Here is a 17,862-nt window from a genome sequence, read left to right as displayed (position 1 = left end):
CCTGTTTTGCATTACGGTGGTGCACAACAAAGGAGGATGTGATGACAGATAAACAGGTTGTTTTTGCCGGTGGGGTTGTTCTGCCCGCGATCGGGCAGGGGACGTGGTATATGGGTGAGAATCCCGGCCATCGCCGGGCGGAAGTGTCTGCACTCCGTGCGGGCGTCGATCTGGGGCTGACGCTCATCGACACCGCCGAAATGTATGCCGATGGCGGAGCGGAAGAAGTGGTCGGTGAGGCGTTGAACGGCTTACGTGAACGCGTTTTTCTGGTGTCGAAGGTCTATCCGTGGAACGCGGGGGGACAAAAAGCGATTGCCGCCTGCGAGGCCAGCCTGCGCCGCCTGAAAACCGACTATCTGGATCTCTACTTATTGCACTGGTCGGGTAACTTCACCTTTGCCGAGACGGTTGAGGCGATGGAAACACTGATTGCCCAGGGCAAAATTCGTCGCTGGGGAGTGTCCAATCTCGACGTTGACGATATGCAGGCGCTGTGGCAGGTCCCGGGCGGCAGGCAGTGCGCGACCAATCAGGTGCTGTATCATTTGGCTTCACGCGGCATTGAGTACGATCTGCTACCGTGGTGTCAGCAGCATCAACTCCCCGTGATGGCCTACAGCCCGCTGGCGCAAGCCGGACGACTTCGCAGCGGCTTGCTGAACCATCCCGTGGTCAATGAGATTGCGCATGCGCACAGTGCGTCAGCGGCGCAGATCCTGTTGGCGTGGGTCATCAGTCATCAGGGGGTGATGGCAATTCCGAAAGCGGCAAGTGTCGAGCATGTGCAGCAAAATGCGGCGGCGCTGAGCATTACGCTTTCAGCCCAGGAACTCGCCGCGCTGGATAAGGCGTATCCCGCGCCGAAGGGGAAAACGGCGCTGGACATGGTGTGACGATGCCGGATGTTATTTTTGTAGGCCAGATAAGGCGTTAGCCGCCATCTGGCATTGATTGCCGGATGGTGATGCTCACGCATCTTATCCGGCCTACAGAAACTCCGGCATCACTTATTACTTAACGTCTGGTCACGCGAACAGTCTGTGCCAGGCGGGACGGTTTCTCTTCGGTGGTCTTCTGTGCCGCGGTGGCGTATGCCGTTTCCACACACACAAAGGTTTTGTAGCCATCGTCCGGCATATCGCCCATGCTTACGGACAGCGCCGGGCCCGGGTTCCAGCCGACGACGTTAAGGTGGTGATGATGCACGACGTCGATGTTGCGGTTCAGTGCAGCATCGTGAATCACGCTGCAGGCTTCCGGGTTCAGATAGACGCGGTCGGTACGATCCGGGAAAGTCTGTACGCCATCGGTCAGTGCATCTTCTTTTGCATTGTTCACTTTGTCGATAAAACGATCGCCCAGACCGCTGACTTTCACCGCCGCGATATCGCCAACGTTGAAATAGGTATGCAGCGCGGAGGTTGTTTCAAATTCGCCGTGCGCTTCCAGTTCGATCTCACAGGTTTTACCCACTTTAAAGCGCGCCAGCAGGGTGAAGTCATGCGGCCAGTACTGGCGAGTCGCTTCACTGCTTTGCAGTTCAAAGGTCAGCACCGCACCGTTGTCGTCTTCATTATGCGCCTTCAGCGTCCACGGCAGGTTACGGGCAAATCCATGCGCCGGTAGACCCTGCTGGGCCGCCGGACCAAACCACGGCCAGCAGATTGGCACGCCACCGCGCAGTGCGACGCCATTTTTAAACGGTGTGTTGTTGCTCAGCCACAGAACCTCTTGTTCTCCCGCCGGTTTCCAGGAGAGCAGGTGCGCGCCCTGTAACGCGAAAGACGCTTTCACCTGGGGGTGGTCGACGACAATCACATCGAGTTCGTCGAGCTGACGACGGGAGAGGACAGGGGTAATGTGTTCGATTACCGGAAGTGCAAAAATTTTATTGATCATGATGTAATCCTTTCTCTTCAGGCAAAAAAAAGAGCGACCGAAGTCGCTCTTACAGATTACTGTTTCATCTCAACTTATTTGGAGATGTGAGCAATCAGATCCAGAACCTTGTTGGAATAACCGGTTTCGTTGTCGTACCAGGAAACCAGTTTCACGAAGTTGTCGTTCAGTGCGATACCGGCTTTGGCATCGAACACGGAAGTGCAAACTTCGCCGTTGAAATCGGTAGAAACAACGTCGTCTTCGGTGTAACCCAGAACGCCTTTCATCGGGCCTTCGGAAGCAGCTTTGATCGCTTTCTTAATGTCTTCGTAAGAAGCAGCTTTTTCCAGACGAACGGTCAGGTCAACAACGGATACGTTCGGAGTCGGAACGCGGAACGCCATACCCGTCAGTTTGCCATTCAGTTCTGGCAGTACTTTACCAACGGCTTTAGCCGCACCGGTAGAGGATGGGATGATGTTCTGAGCCGCGCCACGGCCGCCACGCCAGTCTTTGTGAGACGGGCCATCAACGGTTTTCTGAGTTGCGGTGGTTGCGTGAACAGTGGTCATCAGACCTTCGATGATACCGAAGTTGTCGTTGATAACTTTAGCCAGCGGAGCCAGGCAGTTGGTGGTGCAGGATGCGTTGGAAACGATGTCCTGGCCAGCATATTTGTCAAAGTTAGCGCCTTTAACAAACATCGGGGTGTCATCTTTGGACGGACCAGTCAGTACGACTTTCTTCGCGCCAGCAGTGATATGCTTACGAGCAGTCTCGTCGGTCAGGAAGATACCGGTCGCTTCAGCCACTACGTCAACACCAACTTCGTCCCATTTCAGGTTAGCCGGATCACGTTCAGCGGTAACACGGATTTTTTTACCGTTAACGATCAGATGACCGTCTTTCACTTCAACGGTACCGTCGAAACGGCCGTGAGTGGAGTCATATTTCAGCATGTAAGCCATGTATTCAGCGTCTAACAGGTCGTTGATTGCAACGATCTCGATGTCAGAACGTTTCTGAGCAGCACGGAAAACAATGCGACCGATACGGCCAAAACCGTTGATACCTACTTTGATAGTCATATATTCCACCAGCTATTTGTTAGTGAATAAAAGGTTGCCTGTAAAATTACAAAAACCTTACGCAGCGTCAAGCGGAATCGTGTCAATCATTGCGACAAATCAATCCTCTGCACAAGCTTTGCGCAGCTGATTCGCCTCACTCTTCCATTGGGCTTGAAACCACATGGGGGCGGCGCCCCGAATTTTAAAGGGCAACTGAGATAAAAACGTGATTTGCATCACGATTCACAAGCTGCCATTTCGCAAGGATCAAGTTTAGAACAAAAGTCTGCACTCAGGTGTTAATGTTTTGTTAGAATCTGTCGTGCAATGTCAGCGTCATGAAAAGTGAGATGTGAGCAAATGGCGAACAAACCTTCTACGGAAGATCTAAAAAAAAACCTGTCTGAAATGCAGTTCTACGTGACGCAGAATCACGGCACAGAACCGCCATTTACAGGGCAGTTGCTGCATAACAAGCGAGACGGCGTTTATCACTGTTTGATCTGCGATGCGCCACTGTTTACCTCCCAGTCCAAATACGATTCCGGCTGCGGCTGGCCCAGCTTTTACGAACCGGTGAGTGAAGAGTCGATCCGCTACATCAAGGACTTCTCGCACGGCATGCAACGTATTGAAATTCGCTGTGGAAACTGCGACGCGCATCTGGGACACGTCTTCCCCGATGGTCCGCAACCTACCGGCGAACGCTACTGTGTCAATTCAGCTTCTCTGAGCTTTACCGATGATGAAAACGGTGACCAGACCAAAGGTTGAAAAAACGATTCAGCAATTTATTCCATAGGAGCGGACTTATCATGAATCTTGATGAGATAGTTAACAGCATGACGCCGGAAGTGTATCAGCGCTTATCAACCGCCGTTGAACTGGGAAAATGGCCGGATGGCGTGGCGCTGACTCCGGAGCAAAAAGATAACAGTCTGCAACTGGTGATGCTCTGGCAGGCGCGCCACAATACTGACGCTCAGCATATGACGATTGATACCAACGGGCAGATGGTGATGAAGAGCAAGCAGCAACTGAAGGTCGATTTTGGCATTACGCCAGAACCGATTGCGACGTTTAAATCCTGATAGCGCGCAGTGAGGCCCGGCATTCTACAGTATTGCCGGGCTAACGCGGCGGATTATTTTTTATTCAGCATTGCCTTCAGGTCGGCAAAAGGGTTGTACGTGGCTTCGCCAACGCTCTTTTGCGCATCCTCTCCAGCCACCACTGTGGAACCATATTGATCGGCTTCCGTGTATTTGGAATGCTCATGATCGTGGCAGTACAGGCACAACATCTCCCAGTTGCTGCCGTCTTCCGGATTATTGGAATGATCGTGATCGATATGATGCACCGTCAGTTCGCGAAGATTTGAATAGACAAATTCGCGGGAACAGCGGCCGCAGACCCACGGGAAGAGTTTTAGCGCCTTTTCCCGGTAGCCAACTTCCAGACGGGCGTAATTTTTAGGGATAAAAGCCATACAATCCCATGCCTCCAGTTGAAAATGAAACGTGACGTCAAACACTGACGCAACGGCCTGGGGCCATCATAACCGATTCCGTTTCGCGTAACACACCGATCCCGCAGCTTGTGAAAAAAATGCCCTGTGCGGGCGCACAGGGCATTATCAGCAATGGGTGGCGCTTAGTGTTGAATGCCTAAGGATTCCGCCAGCTGTTTCGCAAGCTGGTTATTGTCGTCCGCACCGTACTCCCAGAACATTGCGCCGGCCAGTCCGCGCTTCTTGATGTACTCCGCTTTGATTGCCACCGAGCGGGGGTTTTCGTAAGAGAGGGCAAACAGGGGCTTACCGTCAGCCGACTGAACGGACAGCCACGGCACCATCGCCTGAGCGTCCCAGTGTTCGGTAAAACGCTTCTGCGGATCGTTGAGAAACGTTTTGACAATGTCGTTGTACTTCACGTAGGTGTCTTTGGTCAGATCGACCCCCAGCGATTTAAACAGTGTGATTTCCGGTTCGCCAAAGTAGGGCAGAGTGACCGGATTTTTTTGTGCGTCCGGCTTCGTCCAGTCAATTCCCGGCTCCACCGTACGTTTGGGGACGCGACCATAAAAACCGATCCCCAGATTCATCTGTTGGGGTTTTAGGCCAGCGGCAAGGTAGTTGTTGACCACAAAGTCGACGCTGTACTTATCGGCAGTTGCCACGGTTGGCCAGTCTTTCGAATCATACAGGTTGGCGTTGAAATATTGCGTTCCGTAGGCCATGTCGTAAGTCATCAGGTTGATGTAGTCGAGTAGCAGCGCAATCGCCTTCACATCCACCCAACTTTTCGGACTTTCCGCATTCGCCCCGACGGCAATCGTCACCAGTTTCTGGTTGCCGACCGCCTGACGCAGTTCTTTCAGCAGCAGCGTGAAATTCTCACGATCGGCGGGCTGACTGGCAACCAGTCCCCAGGCACCGTTGACCGGGTATTCCCAGTCCAGATCGATACCGTCGAGTCCGTATTTCTGCACTATCTCCATGGCGGACTGAATAAACACGGCACGTGTTTCCGGCGTCGCGGCGGCACCCGAGAATCCGCGCGCCCCCCAGCCGCCGACAGAAAGCAGGACTTTCAGACGCGGGTTCTGTTTACGCAGTACCGGGAGCAGGGCGAGGTCAGACTCCACTTTCGGCGACAGCCAGATCTGATGAAGCTTCGTCGGATCTTTTAGCGCGGCGTTGGTTTCGTCTTTTTCAGCGTTGTAAATCAAGCCGAACGAGTAGTTGAGGTGGGTAATCTGGCGGACATCCAGTTTGTTGATATCGCCGCCCGGTCCGGCGGTGACATCTCCGCCGCCGTTGAAGTAGCCGACGGACATCATAGAACTGGCGGACGCGACAGACGCGCATAGCAGGGGTAATGCTGCCAACAAGGGCAAACGTTTCATAGCGATCCTCTTTGACATTAAAAAAAAACAAACACGCCACTGAAATGGCGTGGCGAAAAAACAACCTGAACAAACTAGCACCTTCGTGCAGGAAAAACTACGAAGGTGTTCACGGCATTTTTGCAAAGCCTCTTCCACATTCCTTTGTTTTCACGGATCAGTTTCTTCGTATTTGTGATCTGAGTTGCGAAATGCAGATGTTTGTCTGTGTTTTAAAGATTCAATGTTGACCTCAAAGATTTTGTGGGTAAGTATGATGGGCATTGATGCAAAACTAAACACAAAGGAAAAAGCAATGAAAGCACTGGCAAGATTTGGTAAGGCCTTTGGTGGCTACAAGATGATTGACGTACCGCAACCTGTATGCGGACCTGACGATGTGGTGATTGAAATCAAAGCGGCAGCAATCTGTGGCGCAGACATGAAACATTACAACGTTGATAGCGGTTCCGATTGGTTTAACTCCATTCGTGGCCATGAGTTTGCAGGACGTATTACGCAGGTTGGGGAAAAGGTTAAAGACTGGAAGGTGGGTCAGCGCGTGGTTTCAGACAACAGTGGGCATGTCTGCGGCGTCTGCCCGGCCTGTGAGCAGGGGGATTTTCTGTGTTGCACAGAAAAAGTGAATCTGGGATTGGATAATAACACCTGGGGTGGTGGATTTTCGAAATACTGCCTGGTGCCGGGTGAAATCCTGAAAATTCATCGCCATGCCCTGTGGGAGATCCCGGAAAACGTTGATTACGAAGAGGCCGCAGTGCTGGATCCCATCTGCAACGCCTATAAATCTATTGCTCAGCAATCCAAATTTTTACCGGGTCAGGACGTGGTGGTGATCGGCACGGGTCCGCTAGGGCTGTTCTCTGTGCAGATGGCTCGCATCATGGGCGCGGTCAATATTGTGATGGTCGGCCTGGAAGAGGATGTCCCTGTTCGTTTCCCGGTGGCGAAAGAATTGGGTGCGACGGCGGTCGTTAACGGCTCCACGGAAGATGTGGTCGCACGCTGTCAGGAAATCTGCGGCAAAGACAATCTTGGCCTGGTGATCGAGTGTTCTGGCGCCAACATTGCCCTGAAGCAGTCCATCGAAATGCTGCGTCCTAACGGTGAAGTGGTGCGCGTTGGTATGGGGTTCAAACCGCTCGATTTCTCCATTAACGACATCACTGCGTGGAACAAAAGCATTATCGGACATATGGCCTACGATTCCACCTCCTGGCGTAATGCCATTCGCTTACTCGCCAGTGGCGCAATCCAGGTCAAACCGATGATTACGCATCGTATTGGCCTGTCACAGTGGCGTGACGGTTTCGACGCGATGGTCGATAAAACGGCGATCAAAGTGATTATGACCTACGACTTTGATGAATAACCCTTCTGCTAAAGGAACGTTATCGAATGGAACAGATAACAAAGCCACATTGCGGCGCCCGACTGGATCGCCTGCCGGATTGTCGCTGGCATACATCAATGTTTGCGATGGTTGCCTTTGGGTTACTTGTCTGCTGGAGTAATGCCGTTGGTGGGTTGATCCTCGCGCAGCTAAAAGAGTTAGGCTGGACTGATAATTCCACAACCGCCACTTTTTCCGCGATTACCACGGCGGGGATGTTCCTCGGCGCCCTGGTTGGTGGGATCATCGGTGATAAAACCGGACGCAGAAATGCGTTTATCCTCTACGAAGCGATTCATATTGCCGCCATGGTGGTTGGCGCATTTTCGCCAAATATGGATTTCCTGATCGCCTGCCGTTTTGTTATGGGCATCGGGTTAGGGGCGTTGCTGGTTACTCTCTTTGCCGGATTTACGGAGTATATGCCGGGAAGAAACCGGGGCACCTGGTCAAGTCGGGTTTCGTTTATCGGTAACTGGTCGTATCCGCTGTGTTCGCTCATCGCGATGGGACTCACACCGCTGATTAGCGCAGAGTGGAACTGGCGCGTGCAGCTGTTAATCCCGGCCGTATTATCACTTATTGCCACTGCACTTGCCTGGCGTTGGTTCCCTGAATCACCCCGCTGGCTGGAGTCACGCGGACGCTATCAGGACGCCGAAAAAGTCATGCAGGCGATTGAAGAGGGGGTGATGCGTCAAACGGGTAAGCCGCTGCCACCGGTCATTATCGAAGACAACGGTAAGCCGCCACGTTCAGTACCGTATTCCGCATTGCTGACCGGTGTATTACTGAAGCGCGTTATTTTGGGTTCCTGTGTGCTGATTGCCATGAACGTCGTGCAATACACGTTAATTAACTGGTTGCCGACAATATTTATGACCCAGGGAATCAATCTGAAAGACTCCATTGTATTAAATACGATGAGTATGTTCGGCGCGCCGTTTGGTATTTTCATCGCCATGCTGGTGATGGATAAAATCCCCCGTAAAACGATGGGTGTAGGTTTATTAATATTGATTGCCGTGCTCGGGTATATCTATTCACTGCAAACCAGCATGTTGCTGATTACCTTAATTGGCTTTTTCCTGATTACCTTTGTCTATATGTATGTCTGCTACGCTTCGGCCGTTTATGTACCGGAAATCTGGCCTACGGAAGCGAAGCTTAGAGGATCAGGCCTGGCGAATGCCGTTGGTCGAATCAGCGGGATTGCCGCACCTTACGCCGTCGCGGTGTTGCTTAACGGTTATGGTGTGACGGGCGTCTTCATCCTGCTGGGCGCCGTCTCAATTATTGTCGCTGTTGCTATTGCCACTATCGGAATAGAAACAAAAGGTGTCTCGGTCGAGAGTCTGGGTATTGATGCGGTAACGAATAAATAAAGGAATGAAAATGCAAAACTCTAAAGCGATATTAAAAACACCGGGGACGATGAACATTATTGCCGCCGATATGCCGGTGCCAAAAGAGCATGAAGTCCTGATCAAAGTCGAGTATGTCGGGATTTGCGGTTCGGATGTTCACGGTTTTGAATCGGGGCCGTTTATTCCGCCAAAAGACCCGAATCAGGAAATCGGTTTGGGCCATGAGTGTGCCGGGACGGTGGTGGCCGTGGGTAACCGTGTCAGCAAGTTTAAACCGGGCGATCGGGTGAATATTGAGCCGGGCGTGCCCTGCGGTCACTGTCGCTACTGCCTGGAAGGCAAATACAACATCTGCCCGGATGTCGACTTTATGGCGACCCAGCCCAACTATCGCGGTGCCTTAACGCACTACCTGTGCCATCCGGAAAGCTTCACCTATAAGCTCCCGGACAACATGGACACCATGGAGGGGGCACTGGTGGAGCCTGCTGCCGTTGGGATGCATGCGGCAATGCTGGCGGACGTGAAGCCCGGGAAGAAAATTGTCATTCTCGGTGCGGGCTGCATTGGTCTGATGACATTGCAGGCCTGTAAATGCCTTGGCGCTACTGACATCGCCGTGGTCGATGTCCTGGAAAAACGGTTGGCAATGGCTGAACAGCTTGGCGCAACACTCGTCGTCAATGGCGCCAAAGAAGACACCGTTGCCCGCTGTCAGCAATTTTCCGGGGAGATGGGGGCTGACATCGTTTTTGAAACTGCAGGTTCCGCCGTCACGGTTAAGCAGGCGCCGTATCTGGTGATGCGCGGCGGGAAAATCATGATTGTTGGCACGGTGCCGGGAGACTCTGCGATTAATTTCCTCAAAATTAACCGTGAAGTCTCAATTCAGACCGTTTTCCGCTACGCCAACCGCTATCCGGTCACTATTGAAGCGATTTCCTCAGGTCGTTTCGATGTGAAATCGATGGTGACGCATATTTATGACTATGAAGAGGTTCAGCGAGCATTTGATGAGTCGGTAAATAACAAACGCGACATTATTAAGGGTGTAATTAAGGTTATGCCCTAGATAATTCGAGTTGCAGCCAACACATCTGCAACCTGAATTATGGCGGGGGTAGTGATTAATTTAAACGGGAGAAATAACAATGCTGGCAGATATTAAATATTGGGAAAACGACGCACAAAATAAACATTATGCGATTGCCCACTTTAACGTGTGGAACGCAGAAATGTTGATGGGCGTAATCGATGCGGCGGAAGAGGCTAAATCACCGGTGATTATCTCTTTTGGCACCGGGTTCGTGGGGAATACATCATTTGAAGACTTTTCGCATATGATGGTTTCGATGGCGAAAAAAGCATCGGTACCGGTGATTACCCACTGGGATCACGGGCGCAGCATGGAGATTATCCATAATGCCTGGACTCACGGGATGAATTCGCTAATGCGTGACGCCTCCGCTTTTGACTTTGAAGAAAATATCCGCCTGACCAAAGAGGCCGTTGATTTCTTTCATCCGTTGGGTATTCCGGTTGAAGCCGAGCTGGGACACGTGGGGAATGAAACGGTCTATGAGGAAGCGCTGGCAGGATACCATTATACCGATCCCAACCAGGCGGCAGAGTTTGTTGAACGGACCGGCTGTGATTCACTGGCTGTCGCCATTGGTAATCAGCATGGTGTCTATACCTCCGAACCAAAGCTGAACTTCGAGGTGGTTGAACGTGTACGTCAGGCCGTTTCTGTGCCGTTGGTACTGCACGGGGCTTCGGGTATCAGCGATGCTGATATTAAAAAGGCCATTTCACTCGGTATTGCCAAGATCAATATTCATACTGAGCTGTGCCAGGCGGCGATGGTGGCGGTGAAAGAGAATCAGGATCAACCGTTCCTGCACCTGGAGCGCGAAGTGCGCAGAGCCGTCAAAGCGCGAGCGCTGGAAAAAATCAAATTGTTTGGTTCAGACGGCAAAGCGGAATGATGATATGGACGAGATCGAAGTGCTTTGCATCGGTGCGGCAATTGTCGATATTCCTTTGCAACCGGTCAGTAAAAATATCTTTGATGTAGATTCTTATCCTTTAGAACGAATCGCCATGACCACAGGAGGGGATGCCATCAATGAGGCCACCATTATTTCCCGCCTTGGACATCGTACGGCATTGATGAGTCGCATTGGCGATGATGCGGCAGGCCATTTTATTCTCGAGCACTGTCGCAAAGAGAATATTGATATTCAAAGCCTGAAACTGGACGCTGAAATTGATACCTCGATTAACGTTGGTCTGGTTACTGCGGATGGTGAACGGACATTTGTCACCAACCGCAATGGCAGCCTGTGGAAGTTGAATATCAACGATATCGATTTTGACCGTTTTTCTCAGGTCAAACTGTTATCGCTGGCAAGCATTTTCAATAGCCCTTTGCTGGATGGCAAAGCATTAACGGAAATTTTTACCCGGGCGAAGGCGCAGCAATTGATTATTTGTGCTGACATGATCAAACCCCGGCTTAATGAAACGCTGGAGGATATTCAGGAAGCGTTGAGTTTTGTCGATTATTTGTTCCCTAATTTTGATGAGGCTAAAAAACTCACCGGGAAAGAGACGCTGGATGAAATCGCCGATCGCTTTCTCCAGTGTGGCGTAAAAACGGTGGTGATAAAAACCGGCAAGAAAGGCTGCTTTATCAAAGGTGCTGATATGAGAATGGAGGTACCTGCAGTTTCCGGGATTACCGCCATCGACACGATCGGGGCCGGCGATAATTTTGCCTCGGGATTTATCTCTGCACTACTTGAGGGAAAAACGCTGCGTGAATGCGCACTGTTTGCTAACGCGACGGCAGCGATATCGGTCTTAAGCGTAGGGGCGACAACGGGTGTGCAAAACAGAAAGCTGGTGGAACAACTCCTGGATGAATACGAAGGATAATAGCGGCAGATGAAAATGATACCTTTAGGCAGTACTGATATTACGCTCTCGCGAATGGGGCTGGGCACATGGGCCATCGGCGGCGGTCCGGCGTGGAATGGCGATCTCGATCTACAGATATGTATCGATACCATCATTGAAGCGCACCGCTGTGGTATCAACCTGATTGATACTGCGCCAGGATATAATTTTGGCAATAGCGAAGTGATTGTCGGCCAGGCACTAAAGCAGTTACCGCGCAGAGAAATCGTTGTTGAGACCAAGTGCGGTATTGTGTGGGAGCGCGAAGGAAGCTTATTCAACAAGGTCGGCGATCGTCAGTTGTATAAAAATCTCTCCCCGGATTCTATCCGTGAAGAGGTTGAGTCCAGCCTGCAACGTCTGGGGATTGATTGCATCGATATTTATATGACCCACTGGCAGTCGGTACCGCCATTTTTCACTCCGATTGCGGAAACTGTCGCTGTACTTAACGAACTAAAGGCCGAAGGGAAGATTCGTTCAATTGGAGCGGCGAATGTGGATGCCTCTCATATCCGCGAATACCTTAAACACGGTGAGCTGGATATTGTGCAAGCGAAGTACAGCATTCTGGATCGGGCGCTGGAAATCGAGTTGCTGCCGCTATGTCGTGAGCATGGCATCGTGGTACAGGTCTACTCCCCGCTGGAGCAGGGATTACTCACCGGCACGATAACGCGCGACTACATCCCTGGCGGCGCAAGGGCGAATAAAGTCTGGTTCCAGCGTGAGAATATGCTACGTGTTATCGATATGCTGGAACAGTGGCGGCCGCTGTGCGACAAATATCACTGTTCTGTACCCACGCTGGCGCTGGCATGGATATTGAAACAGAGTGATTTAATTTCAATACTCAGTGGAGCAACCGCACCGGAGCAGGTCCGCGAGAATGTTGAAGCGCTAACTATCGCCTTAACAGATGACGACGCATTATTGATGAGGGAAATGGCGGAAGCATTAAATAATAAATAAGAGCGATAAGCACCACCTCTGTTTCTGTGTAAAAGAACACGAAAATCTGTGATTCAGACATGTTCTTTTGAAAATAAACATGGCCTGTGAGATACTAAGCACTTATCATGACTTTGAAGGAAACAGAGGTGTAACTGTGGCGGCAAAAGACAGAATTCAGGCAATTAAGCAAATGGTTGCCAATGACAAGAAAGTGGTGGTTTCTAATTTAAGTACAATATTCCAGGTGACCGAAGAGACCATTCGCCGCGATCTGGAAAAACTCGAGGATGAAGGCTTTTTAACACGCACTTATGGCGGCGCGGTATTAAATACAACGACGTTATCTGACAACATCCATTTTTATAAGCGGGCAAAATCGTTCTATGAGGAGAAGCAGATTATTGCGCGTAACGCACTACCATTTATTAAAAATAAGACCACGATGGCAGCAGACTCCAGCAGTACTGCCATGGAATTGTTGAAGCTATTAAAGGAACGAAACGATCTCACGTTATTAACCAATTCAGCAGAGGCGTTTCATGAGTTGGCACAATCGGATATTAATGTGGTTTCGACCGGTGGTGAGTTAAATAAGAACACGCTTTCATTACAGGGACGGATCACCAAAGAAATTATCAGTCGTTACCATGTGGACATTATGGTGATGAGCTGTAAAGGTCTGGACAGGGAAAGTGGGGCGCTTGATTCTAACGAGGCAGAAGCCGAGATCAAGAAAACCATGATTCGGCAAGCGACGGAAGTGGCGCTGCTGGTGGATCATTCGAAATTTGATCGCAAAGCCTTTGTCCAGTTAGTAGATTTAAGCCATATCAATTATATCATAACGAATAAAGCACCCGGTGCGGAATGGATTACATTTTGCAAAAAAAATAATATTCAGCTCATTTTTTAGTTTTATGCGGCTAATATTTTTAGTTCACACCTGGTGAATGCTAAATACAAAGTGATGATGAATGATGCGGCAACGTCGAACTTGCCGCTGAATCACAACTTAATATGCTCATCTCTTCCGGGTTCAAAATACAGATTATATTCTGCGAGTTTCGGGTTGTCGGGGAATGATGAGTGTTTGAGGTATCCAGATGGAACAATATGATCATATCGGTGCAAGACTGGACCGCTTGCCTTTAGCCCGGTTTCATTTTCGCATTTTTGGCATTATCAGTATTAGCTTATTATTGACCGGCTTTCTCAGCTATTCCGGCAATGTGGTACTGGCAAAACTAAATAGCTGTGCCTAATACCGCTACACTTTTGCCTGACCATGTTTTCCTCCGGGGAATGGGCTGGCGGTTTCCATAAAATGGCGGACCTTTTTCAGTAACTGCCACATTGAGCGGCACTGATGATTACGGGTTATCGTGTCATGAAGTGCCTGCCATAGCCGTTCCACATGATTCACCCACGGCGAGTAAACCGGCTGGTAAATTACCCTGAACTTGGGATTTGCTTTCAACCAGCGCTGTGTTTCGCGGCTTTTATGGATAATGTAGTTATCAACGATCAGCGTGATTGTTTTCGCCCGCCGGTAAGTGGCTTTCAGGTGCTTCAGCAGAGCGATAAACAGCGCTGAACTTTTGCTGTTGCCGCCCACGTAGCTGACTTTACCCGTGCCACTGTGCAGTGCGCCGGCCAGATAGTATTTTTCGTTCTGCCCCGGCGTCACTACCCGTTTCTGCTGTCCGCGCAACTGCCAGTCCGCACCGATTTTAGGATTAAGGTGGATATCCACTTCATCTTCATAAAATACCGGATGCTCTGCGCTGCATTCATCCAGCGCTTTGTGGATTACCGCCATCTTTTCATCTTTATGTGGGTCACGGATACGCAGAGTTGGCGCGGCCCTGCGCCATACAAGCCCCGCAGATGGCAACCAGCGGCGAACGGTTCCTGCATGTAACTGGCAACCGGTTATCTCATTGATTTTTATTGCCAGTAATTCGGTGCTCCAGCGTGAACGTTGATAACCAAAATCGCCGGGAGAATGCTTTATCAGCTCACGTAACAGGGTGCAGATATGTTCAAAAGGCCAGCGTCGGGAGCGCCCTGCGGGTAAGGATTTCAGGCCTTCAATACCTGAGTGCGTAAACCAGTTAATCCAGCGACCAACGGATGAACGGGCACAACAGAGAGTTCTGGCAACATCGCTGACCCGTTCACCCCGATGAAGCATCAGCATGGCCGTGAGTCTGCGGGCATGATTTTTATCGCGCGTTTTATGAATAGCTTTCTGCATCAGGCGTCGTTCGCCACGGGGTATTGGTGCTATGATCGGCATCGCTCAGTCCGGTTGGTGGTTTTGGTTGGTTTGGCGATTGATCAGATCGCACAATCCGGGCTGAGTTCCCTTTCAGTGATCTACTATTCCGCGCAGCTATTTAGTAAGTAATGGATGGTCAAATAATTTCCTCAATGCGGCATTTACCTCGGCATTGATGTTCGGTTATTTCATCGGCTCTTTGACCGGCGGGTTTATTGGCGATTATCTTGGACGCCGGAAAGCGTTTCGAATGAATCTGCTGATTGTGGGCATTTCCGCAACCGCGGCTTCCTTTGTTCCCAATATGTACTGGCTTATCTTCTTTCGCTGTCTCATGGGGACAGGTATGGGGGCGCTTATCATGGTGGGCTATGCGTCATTTACGGAGTTCATTCCGGCGACAGTCAGAGGAAAATGGTCTGCAAGGCTCTCTTTTGTCGGTAACTGGGCACCGATGCTGTCTGCGGCCATTGGCGTTGTCGTTATTGCCCTGTTGAGCTGGCGAGTGATGTTTCTCCTTGGTGGGGCTGGCATGCTGCTGGCATGGTACCTTTCCGGAAAATACTTTATTGAATCGCCACGCTGGCTGGCGGGCAAAGGTCGACAATGTATTGCGGAAAAACATCTGCGCGACGTTGAAATACAGATTGAAAAAGAGAAGAACATCACCTTGTCTCCACCTCCGGGCAAACCGGAATCGCATTCAGTCAGTGAGGAGCATGGGTCATTCTGGCTGCTGTTTAAAGGACAGATGCTGCGCCGCACGCTGGTGGCCATTACCGTACTTATCGCGATGAATATTTCGCTTTATACCATTACCGTATGGATCCCAACGATTTTTGTTAACTCAGGGATTGATGTCACCAGGTCTATTTTTATGACCGCCATCATTATGATTGGCGCACCCGTCGGTATCTTTATCGCCGCTTTGATTATTGACCGTTATCCACGGCGGTTATTCGGTTCGTTGCTGCTGGTCATCATTGCGCTGCTGGGCTATTTCTATTCGATTCAGACTGCGGAATGGGCCATTCTGAGCTATGGTCTGGTGATGATTTTTTTCCTGTATATGTACGTCTGCTTTGCTTCTGCGGTCTATGTTCCGGAGCTGTGGCCGACGCATTTACGCCTGCGCGGTTCAGGATTTGTAAATGCGGTAGGCCGGATCGTGGCGGTTTTTACCCCGTATGGCGTGGCGGTATTACTGACGCAATACGGCTCAGTCACCGTATTTATTGTGCTGGGCGCTATGTTGGTGGTTTGTGCGCTAATTCTGTTTTTCTTTGGTATTGAAACGCGAATGGTATCGCTCGAGGAAATTTCCAGTCTGAACTAACGTGGGAGGATGGTGAGGGGATCGCCATCCTCCTGTGGGCTAATTCTGGGTTTCTTCCCAGTCGGCGAGGGTATAGAGCGTAGCACCTGCGGCGGCCATCTCCATGAAGGCATGGGCACTGTCCTGTGGCTGAATGTTCACGCCGCGACAGCCGTTGGTAATCACATTCACCGTATAGCCCAGTTGCAGCGCATCCATAACCGTAAACCTGACGCAATAGTCGGTCGCCAGGCCCATGACTATCAGTTCACTCACGTTGTGCTGGCGAAGCCACGCGTCCAACCCGGTTTTCTGTCGGCGACCATTATCAAAAAAGGCGCTGTAGCTGTCGACAAGCGGGTTCTCGCCCTTATGGAAAACGGCATCTATCGCCTTGCGGTTCAGCAGTGGATGAAACGCCGCGCCGTCGGTATCCTGCACGCAGTGATCGGGCCAGAAAGTTTGCGCCAGACCATCCAGTTGCCCCTGGCTGTAAGGCTGGGCCTGATGTTGACTGGCGAAACTGCCGTGGTTCGCAGGATGCCAGTCCTGGCTTGCGATCACCGCATCGCCGCGCGTCTGACACCATGCGATCAGGCGGTTAGCGATATCAACCGTGCTGTCGCCTTCCGGGACCGCCAGCGCGCCGCCAGCGCAGAAATCATTTTGTAAATCGACCAGTAACAGCGCACGATGCGTCATCAGTATCTCCTTAGTCGTCCGGCGTGAGTTCGCCGCGCAGATTTTGCGTCATCGCCTTGCGAATCGCATCCGTATCCAGCCCTTTGCTCAGCAGATAATGCAGTTTGGTCAGGGTCGCTTCAACGGTCATATCCGCGCCGCCAATCACGCCCGCATGTGCCAGCGCATTGCCGGTGGCATAGCCGCCCATGTTCACTTTCCCCGACATGCACTGCGTGAGGTTCACCACCACAATGCCACGCTCGCTGGCTTCGCGAAGCTCTTTCAAAAACGCTTTATTCTGCGGCGCGTTACCCACGCCATAGGAGCGCAGAATCAGCGCTCTTACCGGTTGGCGCAGGAAGTTGCGCACCACATCGGCTGAGATCCCCGGATAAATAGTGACGACGCCAATCGGCTGCGGTGTGATTGGGTGAACAATCAGTTCGCCTTCACTTCGCGGGGCCGGTGGCGTACCCAGACGACGGATGTGGATACCCGCTTCCAGTAGCGGCGGGAGGTTAGGGGAGGCGAAAGCGTCAAAGCCATCGGCATGCGCCTTTGTCGTGCGGTTGCCGCGAAACAGGCGGTTGTTGAAGAACAGGGTGACTTCGTTGATCGGATAGTTTGCTGCGATGTACAGCGCGTTGAGAAGATTGATTTGTCCGTCAGAACGCAGCTCCGCCAACGGTATTTGTGACCCTGTCACAATGACCGGCTTGCCCAGATTCTCCAGCATAAATGAGAGTGCGGAGGCGGTAAACGCCATCGTGTCGGTGCCGTGAAGGATAACAAAACCGTCGTACTGGTCGTAATGGGTTTTGATATCGTCGGCGATATGCTGCCAGTCTTCCGGCGTCATATCTGACGAATCCATCAGCGGGGCATATTCATGAATGGTGAAGTCGGGCATTTCCGGGCGGTGAAATTCGGGCATCAGCGCCAACTGCCGCTGAAGATGTCCGGAGACCGGGATGTAACCCTGTTCGGAGCGCTGCATACCAATGGTCCCGCCGGTATAGGCAACGTAAATCGATTTCTTCTGCATG

18 protein-coding genes and 1 pseudogene are annotated in these 17,862 nt (G+C 51.2%); 12 read left to right on the top strand and 7 right to left on the bottom strand.

Annotation, left to right across the window (positions count from 1 at the left end; all coding sequences use genetic code 11):
- The first annotated feature begins 41 nt into the window (after positions 1–41).
- Complete coding sequence (locus GBC03_19000; GenBank protein QFS72148.1) at positions 42–896, top strand: aldo/keto reductase; 855 nt, start codon at positions 42–44, stop codon at positions 894–896.
- A 121-nt stretch (positions 897–1,017) separates the two neighbouring features.
- Here GBC03_19000 and GBC03_18995 read toward each other — a convergent pair whose 3' ends face one another.
- A complete protein-coding gene (locus GBC03_18995) occupies positions 1,018–1,902 on the bottom strand; it encodes a D-hexose-6-phosphate mutarotase (GenBank protein QFS72147.1) in 885 nt (294 codons plus the stop codon).
- 74 nt (positions 1,903–1,976) lie between these two features.
- The gene (gapA, locus tag GBC03_18990; protein QFS72146.1) at positions 1,977–2,972 is read right to left on the bottom strand and encodes a glyceraldehyde-3-phosphate dehydrogenase; all 996 of its coding nucleotides are present in this window, start codon (positions 2,970–2,972) and stop codon (positions 1,977–1,979) included.
- A gap of 342 nt (positions 2,973–3,314) precedes the next feature.
- Between gapA and msrB the strand changes: the two genes are divergently transcribed.
- Together msrB and GBC03_18980 are read left to right on the top strand one after the other, a co-directional pair.
- On the top strand, positions 3,315–3,728 hold the full coding sequence (gene msrB, locus GBC03_18985) for a peptide-methionine (R)-S-oxide reductase MsrB (protein ID QFS72145.1): 414 nt from the start codon (positions 3,315–3,317) through the stop codon (positions 3,726–3,728).
- A 41-nt stretch (positions 3,729–3,769) separates the two neighbouring features.
- The gene (locus GBC03_18980; protein QFS72144.1) at positions 3,770–4,045 is read left to right on the top strand and encodes a DUF1315 family protein; all 276 of its coding nucleotides are present in this window, start codon (positions 3,770–3,772) and stop codon (positions 4,043–4,045) included.
- A 53-nt stretch (positions 4,046–4,098) separates the two neighbouring features.
- Here GBC03_18980 and GBC03_18975 read toward each other — a convergent pair whose 3' ends face one another.
- Together GBC03_18975 and GBC03_18970 are read right to left on the bottom strand one after the other, a co-directional pair.
- Complete coding sequence (locus GBC03_18975; GenBank protein QFS72143.1) at positions 4,099–4,443, bottom strand: HNH nuclease family protein; 345 nt, start codon at positions 4,441–4,443, stop codon at positions 4,099–4,101.
- A 164-nt stretch (positions 4,444–4,607) separates the two neighbouring features.
- Complete coding sequence (locus GBC03_18970; protein QFS72142.1) at positions 4,608–5,861, bottom strand: chitinase; 1,254 nt, start codon at positions 5,859–5,861, stop codon at positions 4,608–4,610.
- A 295-nt stretch (positions 5,862–6,156) separates the two neighbouring features.
- On the opposite strand from GBC03_18970, the gene GBC03_18965 reads away from it, so the two are divergent.
- The 8 genes and pseudogenes from GBC03_18965 (at position 6,157) to GBC03_18930 (ending at position 13,783) form a co-directional block, all read left to right on the top strand.
- Entirely contained in the window at positions 6,157–7,233 is a 1,077-nt protein-coding gene (locus GBC03_18965; protein ID QFS72141.1) for a zinc-binding dehydrogenase, read from the top strand.
- Between the two features lie 26 nt (positions 7,234–7,259).
- Positions 7,260–8,639, top strand: a complete 1,380-nt coding sequence (locus GBC03_18960) for an MFS transporter (GenBank protein QFS72140.1) — start codon at positions 7,260–7,262, stop codon at positions 8,637–8,639.
- Between the two features lie 10 nt (positions 8,640–8,649).
- Entirely contained in the window at positions 8,650–9,693 is a 1,044-nt protein-coding gene (locus tag GBC03_18955; protein ID QFS72139.1) for an alcohol dehydrogenase catalytic domain-containing protein, read from the top strand.
- A gap of 79 nt (positions 9,694–9,772) precedes the next feature.
- The gene (locus GBC03_18950) at positions 9,773–10,609 is read left to right on the top strand and encodes a ketose-bisphosphate aldolase (protein ID QFS72138.1); all 837 of its coding nucleotides are present in this window, start codon (positions 9,773–9,775) and stop codon (positions 10,607–10,609) included.
- Positions 10,610–10,613: 4 nt separating this feature from the next.
- Positions 10,614–11,561: a sugar kinase gene (locus GBC03_18945; protein ID QFS72137.1), complete on the top strand. Its 948-nt coding sequence runs from the start codon at positions 10,614–10,616 to the stop codon at positions 11,559–11,561.
- A gap of 9 nt (positions 11,562–11,570) precedes the next feature.
- Positions 11,571–12,554 carry an aldo/keto reductase gene (locus GBC03_18940; GenBank protein QFS72136.1) on the top strand — a complete coding sequence of 328 codons (984 nt, stop codon included), beginning with the start codon at positions 11,571–11,573 and terminating at the stop codon, positions 12,552–12,554.
- 136 nt (positions 12,555–12,690) lie between these two features.
- Positions 12,691–13,449, top strand: a complete 759-nt coding sequence (locus tag GBC03_18935; GenBank protein QFS72135.1) for a DeoR family transcriptional regulator — start codon at positions 12,691–12,693, stop codon at positions 13,447–13,449.
- Positions 13,450–13,639: 190 nt separating this feature from the next.
- Positions 13,640–13,783 (top strand): annotated as a pseudogene (locus GBC03_18930) (MFS transporter).
- Between the two features lie 20 nt (positions 13,784–13,803).
- Here the strand turns inward: GBC03_18930 and GBC03_18925 are convergent.
- Entirely contained in the window at positions 13,804–14,835 is a 1,032-nt protein-coding gene (locus tag GBC03_18925) for an IS630-like element ISEc33 family transposase (protein QFS72134.1), read from the bottom strand.
- Between the two features lie 85 nt (positions 14,836–14,920).
- Between GBC03_18925 and GBC03_18920 the strand changes: the two genes are divergently transcribed.
- Positions 14,921–16,153 (top strand): MFS transporter, encoded by a 1,233-nt coding sequence (locus GBC03_18920; GenBank protein QFS72133.1) that lies wholly within the window; start codon positions 14,921–14,923, stop codon positions 16,151–16,153.
- A gap of 39 nt (positions 16,154–16,192) precedes the next feature.
- On the opposite strand, the gene pncA is transcribed toward GBC03_18920, so the two are convergent.
- Together pncA and ansA are read right to left on the bottom strand one after the other, a co-directional pair.
- The gene (gene pncA / locus GBC03_18915) at positions 16,193–16,834 is read right to left on the bottom strand and encodes a bifunctional nicotinamidase/pyrazinamidase (protein QFS72132.1); all 642 of its coding nucleotides are present in this window, start codon (positions 16,832–16,834) and stop codon (positions 16,193–16,195) included.
- A gap of 10 nt (positions 16,835–16,844) precedes the next feature.
- Entirely contained in the window at positions 16,845–17,861 is a 1,017-nt protein-coding gene (gene ansA, locus GBC03_18910; protein ID QFS74062.1) for an asparaginase, read from the bottom strand.
- Position 17,862 lies beyond the last annotated feature (1 nt).

It is taken from the genome of Citrobacter telavivensis (assembly GCA_009363175.1).
Taxonomy (GTDB): Bacteria; Pseudomonadota; Gammaproteobacteria; order Enterobacterales; family Enterobacteriaceae; genus Citrobacter_A; species Citrobacter_A telavivensis.
This window is presented reverse-complemented; position numbering and strand designations above follow the sequence as displayed.